The 22630-nt window shown below is 59.9% G+C and carries 18 protein-coding genes and 2 pseudogenes; 18 read left to right on the top strand and 2 right to left on the bottom strand.

The genetic code is table 11. The features are described 5' to 3' along the window. Nucleotides 1–573 carry a DUF2975 domain-containing protein gene (locus ACFSNN_RS30910; RefSeq protein WP_134465979.1) on the bottom strand — a complete coding sequence of 191 codons (573 nt, stop codon included), beginning with the start codon at nt 571–573 and terminating at the stop codon, nt 1–3. Nucleotides 574–981: 408 nt separating this feature from the next. On the opposite strand from ACFSNN_RS30910, the gene ACFSNN_RS30915 reads away from it, so the two are divergent. From ACFSNN_RS30915 to ACFSNN_RS30955, 9 genes are all read left to right on the top strand, one after another. After that, on the top strand, nt 982–1314 hold the full coding sequence (locus tag ACFSNN_RS30915) for a DUF2384 domain-containing protein (RefSeq protein WP_134465978.1): 333 nt from the start codon (nt 982–984) through the stop codon (nt 1312–1314). 330 nt (nt 1315–1644) lie between these two features. Continuing rightward, entirely contained in the window at nt 1645–2661 is a 1017-nt protein-coding gene (locus tag ACFSNN_RS30920; protein ID WP_377688930.1) for an alpha/beta hydrolase, read from the top strand. A 518-nt stretch (nt 2662–3179) separates the two neighbouring features. After that, entirely contained in the window at nt 3180–3641 is a 462-nt protein-coding gene (locus ACFSNN_RS30925; RefSeq protein WP_377765339.1) for an IS1096 element passenger TnpR family protein, read from the top strand. 764 nt (nt 3642–4405) lie between these two features. Next, complete coding sequence (locus tag ACFSNN_RS30930) at nt 4406–4804, top strand: flavin reductase family protein (RefSeq protein WP_244323211.1); 399 nt, start codon at nt 4406–4408, stop codon at nt 4802–4804. Continuing rightward, on the top strand, nt 4762–5256 hold the full coding sequence (locus ACFSNN_RS30935) for a 6,7-dimethyl-8-ribityllumazine synthase (protein ID WP_446686723.1): 495 nt from the start codon (nt 4762–4764) through the stop codon (nt 5254–5256). The genes ACFSNN_RS30930 and ACFSNN_RS30935 overlap by 43 nt, the downstream gene beginning before the upstream one ends. Before the next feature lie 56 nt (nt 5257–5312). Then, entirely contained in the window at nt 5313–6200 is an 888-nt protein-coding gene (locus tag ACFSNN_RS30940; protein ID WP_134465976.1) for a fumarylacetoacetate hydrolase family protein, read from the top strand. A gap of 319 nt (nt 6201–6519) precedes the next feature. Next, the gene (locus ACFSNN_RS30945; RefSeq protein WP_134465975.1) at nt 6520–7650 is read left to right on the top strand and encodes a porin; all 1131 of its coding nucleotides are present in this window, start codon (nt 6520–6522) and stop codon (nt 7648–7650) included. 41 nt (nt 7651–7691) lie between these two features. Further along, nucleotides 7692–8066 (top strand): hypothetical protein, encoded by a 375-nt coding sequence (locus tag ACFSNN_RS30950; RefSeq protein WP_134465974.1) that lies wholly within the window; start codon nt 7692–7694, stop codon nt 8064–8066. Nucleotides 8067–8184: 118 nt separating this feature from the next. Beyond that, nucleotides 8185–9714 (top strand): aldehyde dehydrogenase family protein, encoded by a 1530-nt coding sequence (locus ACFSNN_RS30955; RefSeq protein ID WP_134465973.1) that lies wholly within the window; start codon nt 8185–8187, stop codon nt 9712–9714. 168 nt (nt 9715–9882) lie between these two features. On the opposite strand, the gene ACFSNN_RS30960 is transcribed toward ACFSNN_RS30955, so the two are convergent. Next, nucleotides 9883–11706: a sigma-54-dependent Fis family transcriptional regulator gene (locus tag ACFSNN_RS30960; RefSeq protein ID WP_134465972.1), complete on the bottom strand. Its 1824-nt coding sequence runs from the start codon at nt 11704–11706 to the stop codon at nt 9883–9885. 551 nt (nt 11707–12257) lie between these two features. Between ACFSNN_RS30960 and ACFSNN_RS30965 the strand changes: the two genes are divergently transcribed. The 9 genes and pseudogenes from ACFSNN_RS30965 to ACFSNN_RS31005 all read left to right on the top strand — a co-directional run. Then, nucleotides 12258–13523 (top strand): aspartate aminotransferase family protein, encoded by a 1266-nt coding sequence (locus ACFSNN_RS30965; RefSeq protein WP_208949643.1) that lies wholly within the window; start codon nt 12258–12260, stop codon nt 13521–13523. A gap of 97 nt (nt 13524–13620) precedes the next feature. Beyond that, a complete protein-coding gene (locus tag ACFSNN_RS30970; protein WP_166799443.1) occupies nt 13621–14787 on the top strand; it encodes an LLM class flavin-dependent oxidoreductase in 1167 nt (388 codons plus the stop codon). 259 nt (nt 14788–15046) lie between these two features. Continuing rightward, complete coding sequence (locus ACFSNN_RS30975) at nt 15047–16504, top strand: APC family permease (RefSeq protein ID WP_166799442.1); 1458 nt, start codon at nt 15047–15049, stop codon at nt 16502–16504. Between the two features lie 108 nt (nt 16505–16612). After that, complete coding sequence (locus tag ACFSNN_RS30980; protein ID WP_134465969.1) at nt 16613–17362, top strand: SDR family NAD(P)-dependent oxidoreductase; 750 nt, start codon at nt 16613–16615, stop codon at nt 17360–17362. A 185-nt stretch (nt 17363–17547) separates the two neighbouring features. Then, a complete protein-coding gene (locus tag ACFSNN_RS30985) occupies nt 17548–19209 on the top strand; it encodes an electron transfer flavoprotein-ubiquinone oxidoreductase (protein ID WP_377689231.1) in 1662 nt (553 codons plus the stop codon). Nucleotides 19210–19343: 134 nt separating this feature from the next. Beyond that, the gene (locus tag ACFSNN_RS30990; RefSeq protein ID WP_134465967.1) at nt 19344–20759 is read left to right on the top strand and encodes an FAD-binding oxidoreductase; all 1416 of its coding nucleotides are present in this window, start codon (nt 19344–19346) and stop codon (nt 20757–20759) included. A 52-nt stretch (nt 20760–20811) separates the two neighbouring features. Further along, nucleotides 20812–21243: pseudogene (locus tag ACFSNN_RS30995) on the top strand (adenine nucleotide alpha hydrolase family protein); the annotation flags it as partial. 2 nt (nt 21244–21245) lie between these two features. Continuing rightward, complete coding sequence (locus ACFSNN_RS31000) at nt 21246–22178, top strand: electron transfer flavoprotein subunit alpha/FixB family protein (RefSeq protein WP_134465966.1); 933 nt, start codon at nt 21246–21248, stop codon at nt 22176–22178. A gap of 265 nt (nt 22179–22443) precedes the next feature. After that, a pseudogene (locus ACFSNN_RS31005) lies at nt 22444–22584 on the top strand (transposase domain-containing protein); the annotation flags it as partial. Between the last annotated feature and the right edge of the window lie 46 nt (nt 22585–22630).

Genomic DNA, 22630 nt, shown 5'->3' on the forward strand with positions numbered 1-22630 from the left:
TCAAATTGTCAGGTTGGCTTCTTCGTCCAAAGCTGCGCCTCTTTTCAACACTTCTGCGCTACCAAGTGCCAAGCCCGCAAGTACTAGTTTGTCGGGCGGTGTCACGAGAGCTAAAAACAAAAAAACTGAGACCTCGAACTGTACTCTTGGATCCAGTAGTGCCAAAGACAGGTACGCCACGGGGAAGGTCAATAGGTCAAGAGCCGAAAATATGAGCAATAAACGCCCAATCCGTCGGAGTGCACTGGCGTTCCGACGCGACAACAACTTGTTGTTCTGCCCAGCGTTGCCGAAGACCAGTCGCAGTGCCTTATAGACCACGATGACGACAGTCAGCTTGGCCAAGCATGAGCCGATCAGGATTGCCAACGTCAACATAGGAAAGTGGAGGTACGGGATCCCTGGGCCGCCACCTATCTTCCATGTGGAATTGACAAGGCCGAGCGCTACCTGTATAGGCTGAAAAACTATCGAGTAGACCGCCCATGCGCCGAACATCCACGTGATCGGCCTGAGATTTGAGTGGCGCCAGATGCCGCTGCCGGGCCCCCACTCTTTCAATTTGCTTTCCACCTGCCCGCCTCCCTTAAAGGTGCAATCGTCGCATGGAATCGCAACCAGTAACCAACTGTCACACACTCCTAGCTCGTAAATTAATGATGAACGATATTATATTATCGTTTATCATTAACTGAGTCGGTTACTAGTGCCGCTCAACCCACTGGGAAAACACATGAAAAAAATACTCATCGTTCTCACTGTAGCTACATTGCTGGCAGGGTGCGAGGTTGATCCGCACACAGCTCGCTCGGGTGCCCGGGGAGCGCTTCTCGGAGCAGCCGGCGGAGCGGTCATCAGTGCCGTAACAGGAGGCAACTTGGCGCAAGGGGCCGCACTAGGCGCGGCAGCAGGCGCCGCCGTAGGAGTTGCCACTTCGGGTCACGACCGACACCATTACTGATCATCTCGGGGCGTAATGATATGAGACAGCTAGCAGCAGAAAACACCGCCGCACCGCCGGCAGAACCTGTCAAGGCTGTTGGTAATACGGCGATTGGCATGGTCCGGAAGATTGCAACTTCCGCGTACGAGATTGAGCCTGACCGCAATGCGGTGTTCAGGTGGATCACCCAAGCGCCGTTGGCCGCCTTCGGGAACAAAACTGCATTGGAATTGGCAGCAATTGGTGAGGGTGACTACGTGCTGCGGTTACTGCAGACATTTCTAGGTCAAATAGAAGCGGGCGGACTGGAGGGGGTGACGAAACATCCCTTGCAAGAGGCTGAAGTCACAAAATGGGGCGAATCGGCATAAAGGTCCTGAGGGAATGAATTCATGACCCAGTGCGCGTCTTTGCCAGGATTGTCAGACTGGTCGTGTCGAACTTGGCAGTTTCACCTGCGCGAACTTTGTCAGTGCGGGCGATTGCTGGATGGGAGTCGCGCCGCCCAGATTGGATTGTTACGGAAAGCCTACGGACCCGCTGCTTGCGCCGACACAGGGCCGTGTAACCCGCTCATGATCCGGCGGCATTCCGCTTCGTCGCAAGCAGTCACGTTCTATGTCCGCCGAGCCGCAAGCCAGCCTTTGATCTGAATTGGCGTCATGGAACGTCACGCGCTCACTATGCACATCGCGCATAACATGAACCTTATCAACAACCTATCGCCAGGAAAACGGATGAAACGTTCTATTTGGACCGCAGCCATCGTCGCGTTCTTTACGACCGCGTCCGCTTACGGGCAAACCAACACGGCGCAAGTAAAGATTGCTGCCTCGCCCTCCCAAGTGCAGAGAACAACCTATCTTTACGCCACCAAGAATGGACAAAAACTGCAACTGGACCGCCTTGTAGAACACTCCGCCAAAATGGCGGGCAAGCGTCCAGTCATAATCTTTTCGTTCGGCGGGGGGTGGGAAGGGGGCGCTCGGAACGACGAAGGCTTTACAACTGGGCTCGAACATTTTACGTCATTGGGCTATGACGTGGTCGCATTGGATTACCGCTTGGGCATCAAGATCGCCAAGGAAAGGAACGAGATTACTCCGGCCAACGGCACCGAGATGTACCTTCGCGCTATCCAATGGAGCGTGGAAGATCTGTTTGACGCCACGTCGTTCGTGCTGAAGCATGCAGACGATTGGAATATCGACAAAGATCAAATTGTCCTCATGGGCGGTAGCTCTGGTGCCACGAATTCTCTGGTTGCCGAATACAACGTTGCCAATGCAACTGAACTGGCGAGAACGCATCTCCCTGTGGGTTTCAAATACGCCGGAGTAATCTCGATGGCAGGGGCATTTTGGCTGAAGGCGAACACGCCACTCGCTTTCAAGAACCAGCCCGCCCCAATTATGTTCTTTCACGGCGGGAAGGATCAACTGGTCACGTATGACGAGGTAGAAGGACCGTTCTCCGGCTACGGTCCTGTTGCATATTTTCGTAAGTTCCCAGGTCCTGATTATCCCAAGTGGTTCGTGGATTATCCTCAAGGTGACCACATTATCGCTGCCATGCCGATGATCGACAGCCTAAATGAAATGGATGCATTTCTCGAGAAGCTTGTCAAGGAGCGACAGCAGGTCTCAATCCATGCCGTCGAGGAAGACAGGATGCCGAAGACTTTCGCAAACGCGGCGGCCCTTTTGCCCAAGCCGTGAAGTTGAGATCAGTTGCGCGACCGCATTCTCGCAGATGAGGTCGACCGTTCATCTATGTCGCCGCCAGGACACGCGATCGAACAGGTAAAGTCGTGCCGATAAGGAGTAAATGATCAATATCGCTCGAAGGCAATAACCCGCTATCGAAGGCGTCGCGAGGTCAAACCTCTCCGGTCCACGAACGACGCCACTCTAGAACGCTGTGAGGCGTGAATTGCGTGGCAGACGGCGCGCGTCAAGCTGGTTGTCGTCTCATTCAAGCAGCCAATGGCTGTTTATTCGCGCCGATTGACGCCATCACCTCAGCTACCCGCTGCTGCGGCGGACCGGCCGCCGCGTCGCGCCCACCGCCGAAGGCCAGACGCTGTTGCCAACGCTGGAATCGGCAATCGACGGCGCACTCGCCGAACTGGGCCGGATGCGCGACCACGTGGCCGGCACGCTGCGGATCACGGGCACGCGGCATACGACGCGGTGAGGTATCCCCAACTCGTGGGCGTAAGCGTACCAACCGTGATCTGTCTGATCCGCACGGGAAGAATGCGTGCCCGCCGGAAGACGTCGGTGGATTGCCAGGATATGCCGACATCGTTGAAGCGATCGACAATCCGACCCACATGTGCGTATTTCGGAGGAATGTGGCCGGCCGTTTCGGGATCATGACCGGCGGTTTCGGCAACGTGACCGGTCGTGTCGGGGGCGTGACCGAGCGGACCTTGACGGGATGCGCCCATCTAACTCAATCTCTCATCGAAGATTCGAACCCGCTGGGTAACGGAATGGAAGAGCGCGAAACACTGAAACGAGCCGCGACATGGTTACGCGAGGCGGACGGCCTGATTGTTACGGCCGGCGCCGGGACCGGGGTCGATTCGGGCTTGCCAGATTTCGTGGCGCTGACGGGTTTGCGCACCTATCCCGCGTTGAAGAGCCATCGGCTCACCTCGTGGCAAATCCACAAGCGTTGTTTGCACAGCTAACTCTGCTGGGGATTTTACGGGCCGGTTGTGCGCAAAGCTGAATGAAGCGCAGAAATTGCGAAGCCATTCGATCTTCGGGCACTGGCAGAGGGATACGCGCTGTGCACCGGGGCAGTCAGCCCTGAGGGATATCTTTCGGGAACTGACAGCGACAATCGGCGACCGCGCGCAAGCAGCGCTGACCGCTTGTTTTCGAGGGATCAGGCACCTGCCTGCAAAGTAGTTACGCTGGGACTGATTTTGGCGATGCGTCCCGGGGCGCAGGGCCGACTCTAGCTAGGCAGATCGAGTAACACAGCATTGAAGTCGACGATCCACGCAAATGGCAGAGCACCTCGACGTCAGAGTGCGGATTGGCCAGCTGTCGCGGAGTCGCTGTACGCCCTGGAGCGATCGCTGGTTGCCGGGAGCTACCTCCAGCGGGATGCCCCGCAAAAGCCCACTAACCATCTCTCGACATCGGTGGGCTCTATTTGCCCATCGTTCAGGTGCTCACGTATTGACCCAAGGTGGGACAGTCAGCTAACTCCGGTTGAGTCAGAATCGGTTCACTCGCTGGCGCCTCCACGACATGCTGGCGACGTCAGTTCGCAACACAAACTGGGTCGTTACAGCAGACTCAGAACCGCAATGAAGGGAGATGATCCATGAATGCCCGTGTCGAAAACGTCGCGCAGCCAGACGTCCGCGCATTATTCTTGGAAGCGATGTCGCATTTGCCGGGCCCGGTTGCGCTCGTAACAACCGGCAGCGGAGCAAAGCGAATGGGATTGACAGTCTCCGCGATCTGCAGCCTTTCCGCCGATCCGCCTTCGTTGCTCACCTGCATCAACAAGAACGCGAGTGCGCATGACGAACTCGTTGCGCGCGGGGTCTTCGGGGTTAATGTCTTGCGGCCTTCACAGATTGACATGGCGTCCTTATTTACGCAGAAAGGCGTGGATCGATTCGCGAGCTCGGACTGGACCCAGCGGGCTACCGGCGCGCCTTTGCTAAGCACGGCGCTAGCGACCTTCGACTGCCGGCTGAAAGAAGCGATCGATGGTTTTTCGCACACCATTCTGATCGGCACTGTCGACAGCGTCGAAATCGCGGAACACGAAGACCGCAACTGCCTGATGTGGCATCAGCGCCGGTACCGGACGATTGCGGAGATCGGCTGATGCAGTCCAGACAGGCAACGACTGCCGCGCGCTACGCGTTCATCAAGGCGAACTGGCACCGCGACATCGTGGATCGGGCGCTGGATGGGTTCTGTGAAGTCATCGATCGCGCGAACGTCGAGACTTTCGACGTTCCCGGCGCCTTCGAACTTCCGTTGATGGCCCGCGATCTGGCGCGCACCGGGCGATATGCGGCCGTGGTCGCTGCGGCGCTCGTCGTCGACGGCGGAATCTACCGGCATGACTTCGTCGCGCAAGCGGTCGTGGACGGACTCATGAATGCCGGCATGGACACGGGAGTCCCGGTGCTGTCCGTATCGCTGACGCCGCATCACTACCAGGAAACCGACCACCACAATGCGATTTTTAGTGCTCACTTCGTCTTGAAGGGACGAGAGGCGGCTCATGCGGCGCTGAAGATCGCCGAGATTCGGCGTGCTATCGCCGGGTGACAGGAAGATCGTTCAAACGGTAGCGGTGATACATCGCTCCGATCCAAGGAACCCAATTGAAATTAGTCTCTTACGAAGCTTCGGGGACGTTGTGCCCTGGAATCCTCGTCGACGATTCCGTATTCGACATCGACAAGCTCCTGACCGCTCAAACCGGCGCGGCGGCGGATGCGGTCGGTTCCATCGCCGATTTATTGCGGCGGCATGGGGAGGCACTGCCCGCGCTGTCCGAGCGACTGTTGACTGCGGCTCGCGCCGAGCCCAACGCACGCGTGGGTCGCGTCGGGGCGGTCAGATTGGGGCCGCCGATTCCCGACCCGGCGAAGGTGCTATGCATCGGCCTTAACTACCGCGATCACGTCGCCGAGACGGGGCGCGCCGACCCCAAGGCGCCCGACGTGTTCGCGAAGTTCGCCTCCACGCTCATCGGGCCGAACGATGACATCGATTGCACGGCGATCACGTCGAACCTGGACTTCGAGGGCGAGCTCGCGGTAGTCATCGGCCGTCCGTGTCGTCATGTCGATGCTGACGACGCGCTCTCGTATGTCGCAGGCTTCACGATCTTGAACGACATTACGGCGCGCGACATGCAATACAAGGGCACGCAGTGGCTTGCCGGCAAAGCGGTGGACTCATCGACGCCGTGCGGCCCCGCACTGGTCACGCTGGACGAAATCGGCGACCCGCAACGTCTCGATCTGAGCACCCGCGTGAATGGCGTGGTCATGCAGCGCTCGAACACAGAACGGATGATCTTTTCGATTCGGCACATCATCTCCTACATCTCGTACTTCCTCGCGCTCAAGCCGGGCGACATCATCGCGACTGGAACACCGGAAGGGATAGGCAGCAAGCGAACGCCGCCAGTCTGGCTAAAAGCGGGCGACACCGTCGAAGTGGAAATCGAGAAGATCGGGCGTCTTCGCAACGTGGTTCGCTGATCAACCGTCAGACATCCGGTCAGCCGCGTAGACGGCTGACCGCAGACTTCCTCCGCGTTCATGCGTCGCCGACGGGCAAGGCGGAAGACGATCGCGCGCATTCTTGCCCGAAGCGCGAACCGACGATTTCCGTCGGATGTAGCAACACCGGACAGTTGCCTCCTTTTTGTCGATAAAAAATAGAATGACTCGCTTGATGACGAACAAGGGACAAACCCCAATGCTGGCGCGAAGCGGATGCGGAAATCGATTGAACGATTCACGCTTCACAATCGATAAGTAATCCTACGTATAAAATCGAAGTCCGGACAGGAGCACTATGAAGAACACAGCAATCACGCTGAGTTGCGCGTTCATGATGAGTACCGTTGCGCATGCTGAAAGCAGCATTTCGCTCTATGGAACGGTAGATAACGGCTTCAACTTCACAAGCAACGCCGGCGGGCACAACGGATACGGGATGGTCAGCGCCGATGCTGCGCCGAGTATGTGGGGATTCAAAGGAACAGAAGACCTAGGCGGGGGAATGTCGGCGATCATGCAACTCGAGAATGGCTTCGACATCAATAGCGGAAAGTCGCTGTATGGCGGACTCTTCGCGCGTCAGGCGTTCATGGGCCTCAGTTCGACACGGGTGGGCACGTTCACGCTCGGCCGCCAATACGACGCGATGGTCGATGCGTGGAGCATCTTCACAGCAGCGGGTTCGACGATGGGCGATCTGGCCGCGCATATCTTCGACAACGACAACGCGGACTACTCCTATCGATACAACAATGCGATCAAGTACGCATCGCCATCGTTTCTAGGGCTGCAGGCCGAGGCTGTCTATGCGTTCAGTAACGCGACGCGCTTCGCGAACAATCGCGCGTACAGCGGTTCCGTGAGCTACGCGACCGGGCCGTTGTCGGCCGCGGTGGCGTACTCGCATCAGACCAATGGCGGAACGACGCTGCCCGGCGCGGTGGCGTCGGATCTCGCGTTCGTCGCAGCGGCGCAGAGCAATGCGGGCGTCGGGGTGAAGTACACGTTCTCCAACGAATCGAACGTGTCGCTCGCCTATTCCCATGTGAGCTTCGATGCGCCGACCGGCGGAATCTATATCACTGACGTCGGTTCGGCAGCTTGGACGTCGTGGAAGTTCGACAACGTCGAACTCAACGGCCAGTACTTCTTCGCGCCAGATGTCTGGCTGGCAGCCTCGTACACCTTCACTCACGCGCGGTTGCAACGAGCTGCCGACGGTTTCGCTCCTAATTGGCACCAGGCGGCGCTGATGCTCGACTACGACCTGTCGAAAAGGACGTCCGTGTATCTGCAGGGCGCGTTTCAACACAACAATGCGAGGACCGGTACGGGCTTCGACAACGCCTCTATCGTGGGCTCCATGTCACCGTCCTCGACTGGAAATCAGACCGTCGTTCGACTCGGCCTGACCCATCGGTTCTAAAACGCCGGATAACAGGCAATTGCATCACACGGGGTTCGCACATGAAACCACTCTGTCTGAGAACGGTTCTGTCCGGCATTCTGCAAGCGAAGACATGGAGGGGTTCGGTCGATCTGAGGCGGACCTTGGAGCGCGCCGCGACGGGCCACATCGTCAATCTTCTCGATGGCGGCGGTTCGGACGATCGGGCAGGTCGAACGTCGTCGAATACGCTCGAAAACGGCAGCGCATCCGCTAGTTGTTACTTTTCGGTTTTATCCGCATCCGCGGAGCTGATCGCGCTGGTCGAAGTTCATAAGGCAGTGCAGATGGCGAAGGTCACGTCATTCGACACCAGAGGCTTGGCCCGTTGCTCGTCGATACCGTTCGATGCGCCCGCGAAGCAGTTTCGTCAGGCGCTCTTTTCATGCGCGTAGTGCAGCGCGTACGGCTGTATCGATTTGAGACATAGCGCGGATTCGACGCTTCCTATAATCCATTGACCAAGCGGATCGTCGAGCACGGTCAGCTTTCGCATCTTTACCCGGAGCCTGAATGACAGAATTCACCCATGCCCAATTCGCGGCGGATCTGAACGCGATCCGACAGGGAAAACCTAACGTCGTACCTCATGTCATCGACGGTCGACGCATCTATGAAGGTGACCTGATCTACCGCGAGGACCCGGCTGTTCCGAGCGCGATCGTCAGCGGATCGCACGAGGCATCGGATGCACTGGTTCTCGAAGCGGTAGCGGCCAGCCGGAAGGCGCAACTCGAATGGGATACCGTGCCGCTTGTGGAACGCGTGCGGCTCGTACGCAAAGGCATTGCGTTCGGCGAATCGAACGTGCGCGACTGGACTGCCCGCCTTGGTGTGGAAACGGGTAAGACGTTCGGCGCGGCTAGGGCCGAAGTACTGGAAACGCTGGCGTTCCTGAAGTTCTATCCGGATTACGCGGACGCACCCGGCGCATTCGAAGATGAACGGGTTCCCGGTTCGCCCGATGTCTGCAATCAGTCGGTGTTGCGCCCGTACGGCGTTTTCGGCGTGATCACGCCATTCAATTATCCGATGGCGTTGTCGGCGGGCCCGGCCATCGCAGCTGTGCTCGCCGGCAACGGCGCGGTCATCAAGTCGTCGCATCTTGGACCGTGGTGTGGGCAAGCGGTGTACGAGATGTTCGAGGCGATGGGTCTGCCCACGGGTCTCGTCAATATCGTGCACGGCGCGGATGCACCCGGCAAAGCACTGGTCAATTCGTCGGTGGACGGGATGTCGTTCGTCGGTTCCGTGCAAACGGGTCTCGCGATCATGCGACAGTTCAATGCGGGCCCGTACCCGAAGCCGGTGATTGCCGAGATGGGCGGCAAGAACCCGGTCATCGTCACCGACTCCGCCGACATCGAAGCGGCTGCGGACGGCATCGTGTTTTCGTCGTTCGATCTGATCGGGCAGAAGTGCAGCGCATTGTCGCGAGTGCTCGTTACGCCGGGCGTCCACGATCGCCTCGTCGAACTCGTCGAAGCGCGCCTCGAGGGAATCAAGATCGCCGATCCGGTAGAGGCCGACGTCTTCGCCGGTCCGCTGATCACGAAGGAAACTGCCGAGCGTTTCGAACGGGTCGTGGCCTCGGCGCGCAAGGCAGGCTTGCGAGTCGCGGGCGGCGAACGCGCGGATGCAGAGGGCTACTTCGTCAAGCCGGTCGTGATCTCATCGTTGTCCGCCGATCATGAGCTGTCGACGACAGAGCACTTCCTGCCGCTGGTGACGATCAGCAAGGTCGCGTCGTTCGATGAAGCGCTGAAGGCGGCGAATCAACTCTCCGTCGGACTGACAGCCGGAATCTATACCGGCGACGAGTCCGAAGCGCAAACGTTCCTACGACGTATCGAAGCCGGCTGCGTGGATGTGAACATTCACGGTCATGCATGCACCGGATGGTTTCCGGGGCCGCAAACGTTCGGCGGCTGGAAAGCAAGCGGTTCGACCGGTAAGCAGGCCTATGGCAAGTGGTACGTTCAGCAGTTCGCGCGCGAGCAGGCGCGAAAGGTGCCGCTGCACATGCGAAGCCTGCTTGGCTGACAGATGTGATCCACTGCGGCGCGGTGGATCGTCTGTCGCAAATCGCCGGGAAGGATAAAGCGCGCCGGCGATAATGACACGGGCGGACATCGATGATCGATGTCCGCCAGTTGTTTTATAGTGCGTCGAGTCTTAGCTAATCGAACCCGCTCGACACGCGATAGCGACTCAATGTATCGCGATACCCAGATCGAAGCCGCGGCTCTCGTACGAATCGATCTTCCGGTACAAGGTCGAGCGTGCGATCCGGAGGATCGCGGCCGCGCGCTGGCGGTTGCCGCCCGACTCGACCAGCGCGTCGCGAATCTGCTGCAGCTCTGCCTGCTGAAGCGGGCTGAGCCGACTGCGAGCCAGTGCGCGCTTATGCACTTCGGTCAGATCGTCCACCCGAATCTCAGGCCCGGTAGAGCGCAATGCCGCACCTTCGATCACCTCTCGCAACTCGCGGACGTTGTCGGTCCATTCGGCGGACGCGAGCACGTCAAGCAGGCGAGCGGACACCCGGCGCCCACCTTGAGAACTCTGCGCGAAACTTTGCGCCAGCAGCGGAATGTCTTCGCGCCGGGTGCGCAACGGCGGCATCCGTATATCGACGCCTTTGGCCGCGGCGAATAACGGAAGCAGCCGGTCCGTGATCTGCCGGGCCGTCACGACGACCAGCGGCTGGTCGACGCCGGCGAGCGCGGCGACGAGTCGTTCAAGCACCGTGTCGCTCGCCAGATCGACCCGATGGATCAGCAACGCGCACGAATCATCGGATAGCTCGTCGTCGAGGTGCCGCGCGAGGGCCTCCGCGTCGCCGCGACGGCCGAGGTCGAACGATTCGAGATCCGTGCGCAACTGCTGCGCAATCATCTGCGCGATGAACTTCTTTCCCGTACCCGGCTCGCCGCTGATACAGGCGCCGATGCGCTGCTCCACCGCCGCCGACGAGCTTTCGACCGCGCGGCGAATCGCGAAGCTCTCGCCCAAGAGCGCGCCGAAGCGCGAACCGCGGACGGCAGGGCACGACACAGCAATCCGCGCGTCCGACATGTCGAACTTCTTGACCTTGATGATGGATCCCGCTTTCGGGTTGCCGGCGCTCACCGGCGCAACCTGAAGCCGCAGGACCCGATCGGGCCCGCACACAACCTGATGTTCGGAAGGGCGGTTGTATTGCTTCGCTTCTCGCGCGAACGCGGAGAGAACCGCGTAATCGCTCTGCTCTAGCAATTGCGTCGCCGCTCGACTCGCGATGGTCGTGTGATCGTCCATCACCACGACGGCCTCGGCGCCGCGCTTGCGCACTTCACGCAAGTACGCGCCGAGCATCGCCTGTTCGCCGGGCGCCATTCGCGCGGCCAATGCGCCGGTGATTTCCGACGCGGCACCCTGGAGAATGAACATGACCGTGCGGGGATCGAGGCCTCTGACGAAGGGCTCCGGCAGCGTCAGGCTCAATACGCCGCGAATGCCCTGGTGCAGCGGATCCCGAATGAGTACTGAGGTGCAGCAGGCATCCTGGAACGCTTCGTTGAAATGCTCGCCGCCCCACACTTGCACCGAGCAGCCTTCCTCGATGGCGGTCCCATCCGAATTGGTGCCGAGCAGGCTCTCCGACATCTGGCCCCCCAACGTGGGGAACAGCCGATCCGCGACTTTGACCATCGAATGCGCTCCCCGATAAACGGCGAGCGTGCCGCGAGGATCGCAGACACTCAGGCAGCCGTTCGCTTCCGAGAAGAGTCGTTCGAGATCTTTGAGCGCCGGCTCCGCGGCACGCAGAAAATGTTCGTCGAGCTCCGGCTCCGCCATCGCGTCGAGTACGCGCTTTCCAGTGCTGACGTTCGACTGCATGCTTCGTTGCCAGGAACGGGCGATAACCGGACGCAGGGCCGACAAATCCGTATTGATCGGGTCCGTCACGAACTGCTCCCGAAGCTCGATAAGCGAGGCATTATCGGAGCGATTGACGGCTGGCTGGCCGAATGCCAGTGGCGAGACACTCATACAGTACCTTGGTCGACTTCAGTTATGCGGTTGATTGAGCGTAAGTAGCCATATCTCGACCGTCAACGGGCATAAATCATTGAGTTTCGCGAACCGGGGCGTTGGCTGAAAGAAAATGCAGCAATTCGAGCAATATCAGAATCGAAACGCTACCTTTTCGCGATGATCGAGCCGTTCATTCGTCTCATGTCTCAACATGGGACAGTCCAGAGGCAGCTGGGGCGGCCATGACGCCACTCCCGCTGTACTATGCGCCGGATGTGCTTCGGTAGAAACGACCGACACCTAATAGAGTCTGAGTTCGCCAAGTAACGTTGTCCGATGCAAGCGTCTCCTTCTTTACGCTTTCTGAGCGAATAACTTCCGAATGTGTCAGCGCAATGATTCAAGGTGAGACAGTCGAATGGGTTTATTTCATCGACTATCGCATCTGTCCCGGCGAAACCTGCTTCGGACACAGCCGTAACACCGCGACGGTCAGGTTGACGCCGTGCATTTGACGCGACATCGGAACATTGCGTCGACATCTCATTGCGTCGGGAGCGCTGGAAATGATGGCTACATCGGACGAAGGCCTTGGAAGGATGAAAGTGGAAGACAAGTTTGCAAAGCGCGGCAACCGGGGTCTCCCGCTACTGCCCGGCGGCGTGGGACGCTCGACGTATTACATCGGGGCGCCGGCACCCTACGCGCTGCACGGTGACGGCTACAAGGTGTGGGACGATCGCGGCCGCGAACTGATCGACGCCAACAACAACTTCACGGTGCTCGTGCACGGCAACGCCCATCCGCGAATCGTCGACGCTGCGGCGAAAACAATGCGCGAAGGGATGTGCTGGGGCATTCCGAACGTGCACGAATGGGAGCACGCGGAGCTTCTGTTGAAACGTCTGCCCGGAATGGACCAGATCCGCTATACGAATTCGGGAACTGAAGCCGTGATGACCGCGATCCGGATCGCGCGAGCAAGCACGGGACGCGACGGTTGCATCATGACGCGCGGCGGCTATCACGGCTCGTCCGACGTCGCGCTGTCGGCGCAAGGCGCCAAAGAAAGCCGCGGCGTGCCGGAGGGCGTGTCTCGCGACGTGACGACCATCCCGATCAACGACGTCGCCGCACTCGAAGAAGCGATTGCAGCACGGCCGGCACATTACGCGGCGATCGTCGTCGATCTGCTGCCGAACCGGGCGGCCCTGTACGGCATTTCGCCCGATTACATCGAAACGGCACGTGCGCTCGCGACGCGCCATGGAATCGTGTTGATCGTCGACGAAGTGATCAGCTTCCGGCTCGGCTATCGAGGACTCAGCGGCGAATACGGTGTGACGCCGGACATGATCACGACGGGCAAGCTGATCGGCGGCGGATTTCCGATCGGCGCCGTTGCCGGTCGGGAAGATCTGATGCGCGAGCTGGACCCATCGCGGCAGGACGCGATTCCTCATGCGGGCACATTCACTGGTAATCCCATGAGCATGGCAGCGGGCGTCGAATCGTTGCGCCTGCTCTCCGCCGAGGTCATTGCGACGATGAACGCGCTGGGCGAAGGCGCGCGACAAGCGATTGCGAGCCGCATCGCTTCGGTCGGCTGGGAAGTGCGCGGCCGCGGTTCGCTGCTACGTCCGTTTCCGAAGGACGCCCCCTACAGCTCGGCGCTTCAACAGGCCATGTGGTGGGCCGCCTACGACCGCGGCGTTTTGCTTTCCCCGGCGAACCTTGTCGCGCTGTCGTCGCCTATGACCGCGGCGGTCGTCGCGGATCTCGCGGAGCGTCTGTCGGAAGCAGTGGTCGAGGTCGCGAACCACTCCGGCTGACCCGGCGGCGGCGCCCCTCTCGAATCGTTTGTTCTCCGCCCGGACGGACCCGTTCCGCCGGATGTGGGCCGCTCTCGCGCCGCGCCGGAGTGCGGAGATGGTCACACAAGGTCCCCTTGATACGTTTAGTTTGGAGTCGATGATGGATATTGGATTGTTCGTTGTACCGTTTCGTGCGCCGCAGACCGATTTGCGTGCAGGTTTCGAATGGGATATGCAGTGCATTCGCTGGGCCGAAGAGTTCGGCCTTTCGGAAGTGTGGGTGGCCGAGCACAGCACGATGCGCTGGGAGCCGGTGTGCAGCCCCGAGTTGTACCTCGCCGCGGCAGCGATGCAGACGTCGCGAATCAAGCTGGCCACGGGCGCGAACGTGCCGGCCAATCACAATCCGGTGGCGCTCGCGCATCGGCTGATGCAACTGGACATGATGACCGGCGGCCGGCTGATGGTCGGCATCGGCGCGGGCGCCTATCCGTCCGATCACAAGGTTCACGGCAACAGCAATCCGAACGAGATGATGCGCGAGGCCGTGGACATTATGAAAGCGGTGTGGGAGAAGAAGGGGCCGCTCGAATATCGCGGCAAGTTCTGGAGCTTCGAGATTCCCGCTTATGACGAGGTGCAGCAGGGGCCGTTCATGGAGCCCTATCAAAAGCCTCACCCGCCGCTGGCCATGGCCGGCCTGAGCCCGGCGTCGAAGACGCTTACGCAGGCGGGCAAGCTCGGCTACATCCCGATGAGCTTCAATGTGGGCCGTGAATATCTGGCCGGCCACTGGTATCGCTATATGCAAGGCGCGGAGAGCGCGGACAACGTGGCCGACCGCAACCAGTGGCGCATTGCCCACAACATTCTGGTCGCCGATACTGACGAAGAGGCGATGGATCTGGCGGTGAACGGCGCGATGGGGCAAGCTTATCGCGAGTGGATGCTGCCGGGCTACGAGCGCGGCGGCTTCCTGCCGGTGATGGTGCCGGAGCTGGATGTGCAGACCGCCAAAGACGTGCCGATCGAGTACCTCGCGCGCGAGAAGTGGCTGGTCGGCTCGCCCGATACCGTGGTCAAGAAACTGCAACGCGACCTGGAGGCCTCGGGTGGCTTCGGCACGGTCATTACGTTCACGTTCGACTACCTCGATCAGGCGGCGCGCTACCGCCGTCACTTCGAGCTGCTCGGGACCGAAGTGCTGCCTCGCATCAAGGACCTCAAGTTCAGGACCGAAACGCTGGCCGAACTGAAGCGTCCGGTCGACGTGAAAGACTAAACCTCGCGTCGTTGGGCTGCCCGGCATGTGAAGCGACATGCGGGCAGCCTTCGAGCAACGGGCATCCGGAATGCACACGCTCGAAGACGCAGGCTCGGTTCTTCCGCGCTCGATCGGATAAAGATGGACAGGAAGCGACAGATAGACAGGAAGCGACGCGCATGCAGCGCTGCCCGACAGGCCAAAGCCCAAAACAAGCATCTGTCGGCAGCGTTGAAGTCGAGGCGCACACCAGGTTATGGCGGTCAAGGAGATTTCGATGAAGATGAATGACGTGGTGTTGGGCCATGGAGCGCCCAACGAAGCGCCAAAGAAGTTGTCGGGGAATATGGGTCCGGTGGGACTGGCGCTGACCGTTCTGGCCTTCTCCGCACCGCTCACCGTACTGTCCGGGTACATTCCGATTTCCGTGATGTTCGGCGGAATCGGAACGCCCCTTGCATTCGCGATTGCAACGGTCATGTTGTTGCTGTTTTCGGTCGGGTACGTCACGCTGAACAACGTCGTGAAAAGACCCGGCGACTTCTACGCTTTCATCAGCTACGGAATAGGCAAGTCGACCGGCCTGGGCTCCGGGATTCTCGCCGCATTGTCGTATTTCCTGTTGCTCGCAGGCGTGACTTCGTTTTTTGGCGTTGCCTGCTCGGACCTGCAGCGCGAGATAACCGGTTCGGCGTTTCCCTGGTACATGTACACGCTGCTGGACTGGGCCGCGGTCGGCGTGCTCGGCTATCTGCATGTCGAGCTGTCGGCCAAGGTGCTCACTACCGCGATGGTGGTCGAAGTCGCAATTTGTCTGCTGTTTTCGTTCGGCGTGACGTTGAAGGGCGGCGTGCATCAAGTCGACGCGATGACGCCTTTCGTCCCTCACGAACTCACCCGTAACAACGCCGCTTTCGCCACATTGTTCGCAGTGTCTTTCTTCCTCGGCTTCGAAGCGACGGCGCTCTTCCGCGACGAAGTACGCATGCCCGACCGGACCATTCCTGTCGCGACGTACGGTTCGGTGATTTTCATCGGGATTCTCTATACGTTCGGCAGTTACGCGATGGTGCTGGCTTATGGCACCAGTGCGCAGGAGGTCGCGACGAAGGCGCCCGCCACCATGTTCATCGACGCATTCTCCAAATTCGTCAACGGCCGCGTTCATTTGGTGGTCTCGGTTCTGGTGCTTTCCTCTGCCTTCGCGTCCGCGTTGTCGACCCAAAACGTTCTTTCCCGTTATCTCCACAACCTAGGAACCGACGGTGCGCTTCCGCGCTACCTCAGCAAAGTACATGGGAAGCATGCGTCGCCTTATCTGGCGTCGGTGACGGTTTCACTGCTGGTGCTGTGTGTGCTCGTGCCGTTCATCGTGATGGGCGCAAAGCCGGATCTGCTCTATGGCCAGTTGACCGGACTCGCTGCCGCGGGCGTCATGCTTCTAATGACCATCGTGAACGTTTCGGCGCTGCTCTGGTTTTTCCGGGCCGGCCGCGAACTCGGCGTCAGCTTTCTCAAGGCGTGTGTGGCGCCCTCGATCTCGTCGGTATTCTTTATCGGGCTGCTGTATCTGGTCGCCCGGCACTTCGAGTTGCTGGCCGGAGGAGAGCCGGGCCAGTACGTATGGATGCTCTATTGTCTGCTGGCGGTGCAGGCCGGCGGAATGCTGTTGGCGCAGTACTTCCGATACGCGAAACCGGCGGTATTCCAGCGCTTGGGCAGAAGCCATCATTAAGAGTATCGGGCTCATTGTGCGGCAACAGGTTTGTCCCGGTGCGCCAACGTAGGACAGTCGTGGATGGGCTATTCAGTAACAATGTCGAGATTCAAGCAAGAGGAAATTATGAAACGAGTGCAAGGGAAAGTGACGCTGATTACCGGAGCTGCACGCGGAATGGGCGAGGCTCATACGCGGCTCTTCGCGTCGGAAGGTTCGGCAGTTCTGATGACCGACGTTCTCGACGAAGCCGGCGAAAAAGTGGCGGCCGAGCTGCGGGATGCGGGTCATGACGTGCACTACATGCGCATGGACGTCACGTCCGAAGCGAGCTGGGTTGCGGCGATGTCAGAAGTCGAGCGGCGCTGGGGACGTCTCGACATCGTGCTGAACAACGCCGGCATCGTCGGTTCGATGAAAGGCGCGCACGAAGAAAACGTGGACGCGTGGACCAAGATCACGGCGATCAACCAGCAGGGCGTCTTTCTGGGCATCAAGCACGCGGTAGCCGCGCTTCGGAAAGCGGGCGGCGGCTCGATCGTCAATACCTGTTCGATCAACGGTGCCGTCGGCGGGGCGGGATTCTTCTCGTACCAGGCGTCGAAAGGCGCGGTGCGCATGATGACTAAAGCCGCTGCGCTGCAGTACGTGAAAGACGGGATCCGGGTAAATTCGGTATGTCCGGGTCTTGTCATGACGCCGATGGCAGCCGAAGAGGGCGAAGAGTCGAACCGCGCATTCGCCGCCGCCACGCCGATGGGACGCGGTGCCCGTCCCGAGGAAATTAGCTATGGCGTGCTCTTTCTCGCAAGCGATGAAGCTAGCTACATCACGGGTACCGAGTTGTACATCGACGGCGGCTACACCGCGCAGTAACGCGATGTCCTGTGGCGGCTCCGTCAAGCCGCACAGGACGAATGGAGGAGGCCGCTCTTCGCTTGGTCGCCTCGGCGATCAATTCGAGTTTATTCGTGGCTCGGTTGATCCAACCTGAGTGCGACCTTTGAAGAGCGAGCGAGGTTATATCAACGAATCGTTCACATTGTTCCAGGGTAATGCGCATGTCTTCGGTTTCAGAGTCGGGACCACGTGAATCGATGCAGTACGACCTGGTCATCGTCGGAGGTGGGCCGGCCGGGCTGTCGACGGCGATACGTGCAAAGCAGTTGGCGCAGGCTCATGGCACTGAGATTGGCGTGTGCGTACTGGAGAAAGGCTCGGAGGTCGGTGCGCATATCCTGTCGGGCGCGGTGATGGATCCGCGCGCGATCACCGAACTTATTCCCGACTGGAAGGAAAAAGGCGCGCCGCTGACGGTGGATGTGACCGAAGATAAATTCCTGTTCCTCACCGAGACCGGCTCGAAGAGCGTTCCGACCTGGGCGCTGCCGGATAACTTCAAGAATCACGGCAATTATGTGATCAGCCTCGCGAATGTCACGCGCTGGCTGGGTCAGCAGGCTGAGGCGCTGGGCGTGGAGATTTTCCCGGGCTTTCCGGCGGCTGAAATCCTGTACAACGACGACGGTTCGGTTAAAGGTGTGGCCACGGGCAATCTCGGCATCGGCAAGGACGGCGAGCCGACCGAAAACTTCCAGCTCGGCATGGAGCTGCACGCCAAATACACGCTGTTCTGCGAAGGCGCGCGCGGTCACCTCGGTCGCCAGCTGAACGATAAATTCAAGCTGCGCGAAGGCGCCGATCCGCAGGTCTACGGGATCGGCATCAAGGAACTGTGGGAAATCGATCCGTCGAAACACAAGCCGGGTCTGGTGATGCACACCGCCGGCTGGCCGCTGGAAAACGACACGTACGGCGGCTCGTTCCTGTATCACATGGATAACAACCAGGTGGTGGTGGGCTTCGTCGTGGGCTTGGGCTACACCAACCCGTATCTGTCGCCGTTCGAGGAATTCCAGCGCTACAAGACGCACCCGGCGATCCGCCCCGTGCTCGAAGGCGGCAAGCGCGTGTCGTATGGCGCGCGGGCAATCACGGCGGGCGGTTTGATGTCGCTGCCGAAGCTGGTGTTTCCAGGCGGCGCGCTGGTGGGCGACGATGCGGGCTTCCTGAACGCATCGCGGATCAAAGGCTCGCATGCCGCGATCAAGACCGGCATGCTGGCTGCTGACGCGGCTTTCGACGCTGTGCAAGCTGGCCGTCAGAACGATGAACTCACCGCGTATCCGGAGAGCTTCAAGACGTCGTGGCTGCACACCGAACTGCATCGCGCGCGCAACTTCAAGCAGTGGATGAGCAAGGGCCTCTACCTCGGCACGCTGATGGTCGGCATCGAGCAGAAGCTGCTGGGCGGCAACGTGCCGTGGACGCTGCATCACCAGCACTCGGATCACGAAATGCTCAAGCCCGCGTCGCAATGCAAGCCGATCGTCTATCCGAAGCCGGATGGCAAGCTCACGTTCGACCGGCTGTCTTCGGTGTTCATCTCGAACACGAATCACGAAGAGAATCAGCCGGCTCACCTGACGCTGAAAGATCCATTGGTGCCGGTGAACGTGAATTGGCAAACGTATGCCGGTCCTGAATCACGCTATTGCCCGGCGGCCGTGTACGAGTTCGTGAAGAACGACGACGGCAGCGAACGCCTCGTGATCAACGCGCAGAACTGCGTGCACTGCAAGACGTGCGATATCAAGGACCCGACGCAGAACATCGTATGGGTCACGCCTGAAGGCGGCGGCCCGAATTATCCGAACATGTAAACGCGTTCGGTCGAGCTCGTTCGAACACGTCCGTCGCTCGGGCCGACCGTACCTTCAAATCTTTCAAGACGGGTCACCCCTGAGGCGACGCGAGAGATCGACACACCTTGTTGGCCGCAGGCTAGGGAGCAATCGTGGATAGTACGCATCTGCAAAAACTAATCGATATCGTGGGTCGTGAAAATGTATTGACCGAGGAAAGCGATACCGCCTCTTTCACGACCGATTGGCGCGGGCGTTTCAATGGCCGCTGCGCGGCCGTGGTTCGGCCCGGAAGTGCGAAAGAAGTCAGCGAGATCCTGCAGTATGCGACGACGCACCGGATCCCCGTGGTACCGCAAGGCGGAAACACGGGACTGGTCGGTGGCGGCATTCCCGACGCTACCGGAACTGCCATCGTGATTGCTTTGACGCGTATGAACCGGGTCCGCAAAGTCGATGTCGTGAACGACACGATGATCGTCGAGGCCGGCTGCATTCTCGCGAACATTCAAGCCGCTGCCAGCGAGCTCGATCGCATCTTTCCATTGAGCGTCGGCAGCGAAGGAAGTTGCCAGATAGGCGGCAACATCGCGACGAACGCCGGAGGACTCGAGGTGGTTCGTTACGGTCCGATGCGCGATCACGTTCTGGGACTGGAAGTCGTACTGCCGAACGGCGACATCCTCGGCGACATTCTGGAACTACGCAAGAACAATACGGGTTACGACTTGAAGCAGCTGTTCATCGGCGCCGAGGGTACGCTCGGGATCATCACGGCGGCTGCAGTGCGGCTTTATCCGCGGCCTCATGTGACAGCCACCGCGTTTTGCGCGCTTGCGTCCGCCGACGACGCGTTGTTGGTGCTTTCCGTGGTTAAGCAGCGCTGCGGCAGCCGGCTGTCCACGTTCGAAATTCTTAACAAGCTACAGGTCGATCTCGTCTGCGCCCACGCCGATCTGCAATCGCCGCTGACCGGCAGTGCGCCATGGTTTCTGTTGATCGAGTTGACGGATCCGGACAAGGACGCGCCGGTCGACGAACTGCTGCTCAACGTTCTCTCGGACGCGATGGAGAACGGCATCGTTGCGGATGCCGCCATCGCGCAATCGGATAGCCAGAAGGAGTCGTTCTGGGCGATCCGACACCGGGTCTCAGAAGCGAATGTCGCGACCGGGCGAGTGCTGTCGCACGACACGTCGGTGCCGGTATCTTCGTGCGCCGAGTTCATTAGGCAAGTGGAGCGCGCCCTGAAGGATCAGCCGGGCATGCAGTTGTCTTTCGTCGGGCACCTCGGCGACGGCAATATCCATGCGGTCGCGATCTTCGATCGCGACCGCATCAGCGCCGAGGAATTCGAAGTTCGAGCGAGCGAGGTCAGCTCGGTCGTGTACGACATCACCCGTAAGCTGCATGGCAGCATCAGTGCGGAGCATGGCGTCGGAGTATCGCTACGCGACAAGCTGCCGGGCCACAAGAATCCGGTCGAGCTCGAACTAATGCGCAAGATCAAGAGGCTGATGGATCCCGAGAACATCATGAACCCAGCGAAGGTGGTATCGTTGAACTGAAATGGTCGCGATCTACGTCTGATGCTGGGATCAACCGGAGTGAGGAGGGGTCTTGAAAGTCGTGGTTTGTGTGAAACGCGTGCTTGACTACAACGTAAAGGTCCGAGTGAAGCAGGACCAGACTGGCGTGGACATCGCGAATCTGAAGATGTCGATGAACCCATTCGACGAGATTGCCGTCGAGGAGGTCGTCCAGCTGAGAGAAGCAGACGTTGCCGCTGAAGTAGTCGTTGTGTCGTGCGGTACGGCGCAATCTCAGGAAACGTTACGCACCGCGTTGGCCATCGGCGCGGACCGCGCGATTCTGGTGGAAACGGAGGACGAATTGCAGCCGTTGGCCGTCGCGAAAATTCTGAAGGCCGTGGCGGATCAGGAGAAGGCCGATCTCATCATCCTCGGCAAACAGGCTATCGACGCCGACTGCAACCAGACCGGCCAGATGTTAGCGGCTCTGGCCGGTTGGCCGCAGGCCACGTTCGCAACGGGATGACGATACTGGTTATCGCAGAGCACGAAGGCGGCTCTATCAGGGCGGCCACATTGAACACCGTGGCGGCGGCGCGAAAGATCGGCGGGGACGTGCATCTGCTCGTTGCCGGTTCCGGCGTGCTGGGCGTCGCGCAGGCTGCGGCCAACATCGCGGGCGTGGTGAAAGTGCTGGTGGCGGATGCGCCGCAACTCGCTGACGGGCTCGCCGAGAACGTCGAACGAACGGTCGTTGCGATCGCGAAAAATTACACGCACATCCTGGCTGCGGCGACTGCTTACGGCAAGAACATCGCGCCGCGCATCGCGGCCTGTCTCGACGTCGCCCAGATCAGCGACATTACCGCGGTGCTTGCGCCTGACACGGTCGAGCGGCCGATCCACGCGGGCAACGCGATCGCGAGCGTGCAGTCGATCGATCCGATCAAGGTCGTGACCGTTCGTCCGACCGCCTTCGATGCACTCGCTCCGGACGGCGGCAATGCGGCGATCGAACTTGTGGACGCAACGCAAGGTGCCGGCATATCGCACTTCGTGAGCCGAGCGCTAACGCATTCCGACCGCCCCGAGTTGACGAGTGCGAAGACTATCGTGTCGGGCGGTCGTTGGCTGGGCAGCGCGAAGGACTACGCGGCGATGATGGAGCCCTTGGCGGACAAGCTCGATGCGGCGCTCGGAGCATCACGCGCGGCCGTCGACCTCGGTTATGTGTCGAACGATTATCAGGTTGGCCAGAAGGGAAAGATCGTTGCGCCGCAATTGTATATCGCGGCGGGCATCTCCGGCGCGATCCAGCACTTGGCGGGTATGAAAGACTCGAAGGTGATCGTTGCGATCAACAAGGATCCGGAAGCACCTATCTTCAGTGTGGCGGATTGCGCCATCGTGGGTGATCTTTTCACCGTTTTACCGCAGCTGGCTGCCGAGATCTAGCCGTTCGGTCGGGGAGTAGACCATTCTTGCCGACGATCAGGTCGACGGACCTCTCAGCGTCGGCAACGCCACGCGCTAGGCTCACGCGACCGGCGATGGCATTTCGTGCCCGGCCCTACGTGGCGGCCGGTCGCGCAACATGAGGCGCCTCGGATCTCGCGATCTGCATCAGCGCGTAGCAGACGCGGCAATCGATGATCGCGTCTTTCGTAACGGCTGTCTAACCAGATACACGGCTGCGCGGTTGCGTCTGTGGTTACGCGGTCTGATCGGAAGCTGCAAGATCAATGACATCAATCCGCACCCCTATCTCGAATATGTCATGACCCATATCGCTAATCACAAGATCAACTGCATCGACGAATTGCTGCCCTGGAACCTGGCAGACAGACTGTCCGGCAAGTAGAGCACCCGCAATCGCCCGACAGCCGGATACAGCCCGATCTATCAAC

Source organism: Paraburkholderia dipogonis, from assembly GCF_042680985.1.
In the GTDB taxonomy this organism is placed as follows: Bacteria; Pseudomonadota; Gammaproteobacteria; order Burkholderiales; family Burkholderiaceae; genus Paraburkholderia; species Paraburkholderia phytofirmans.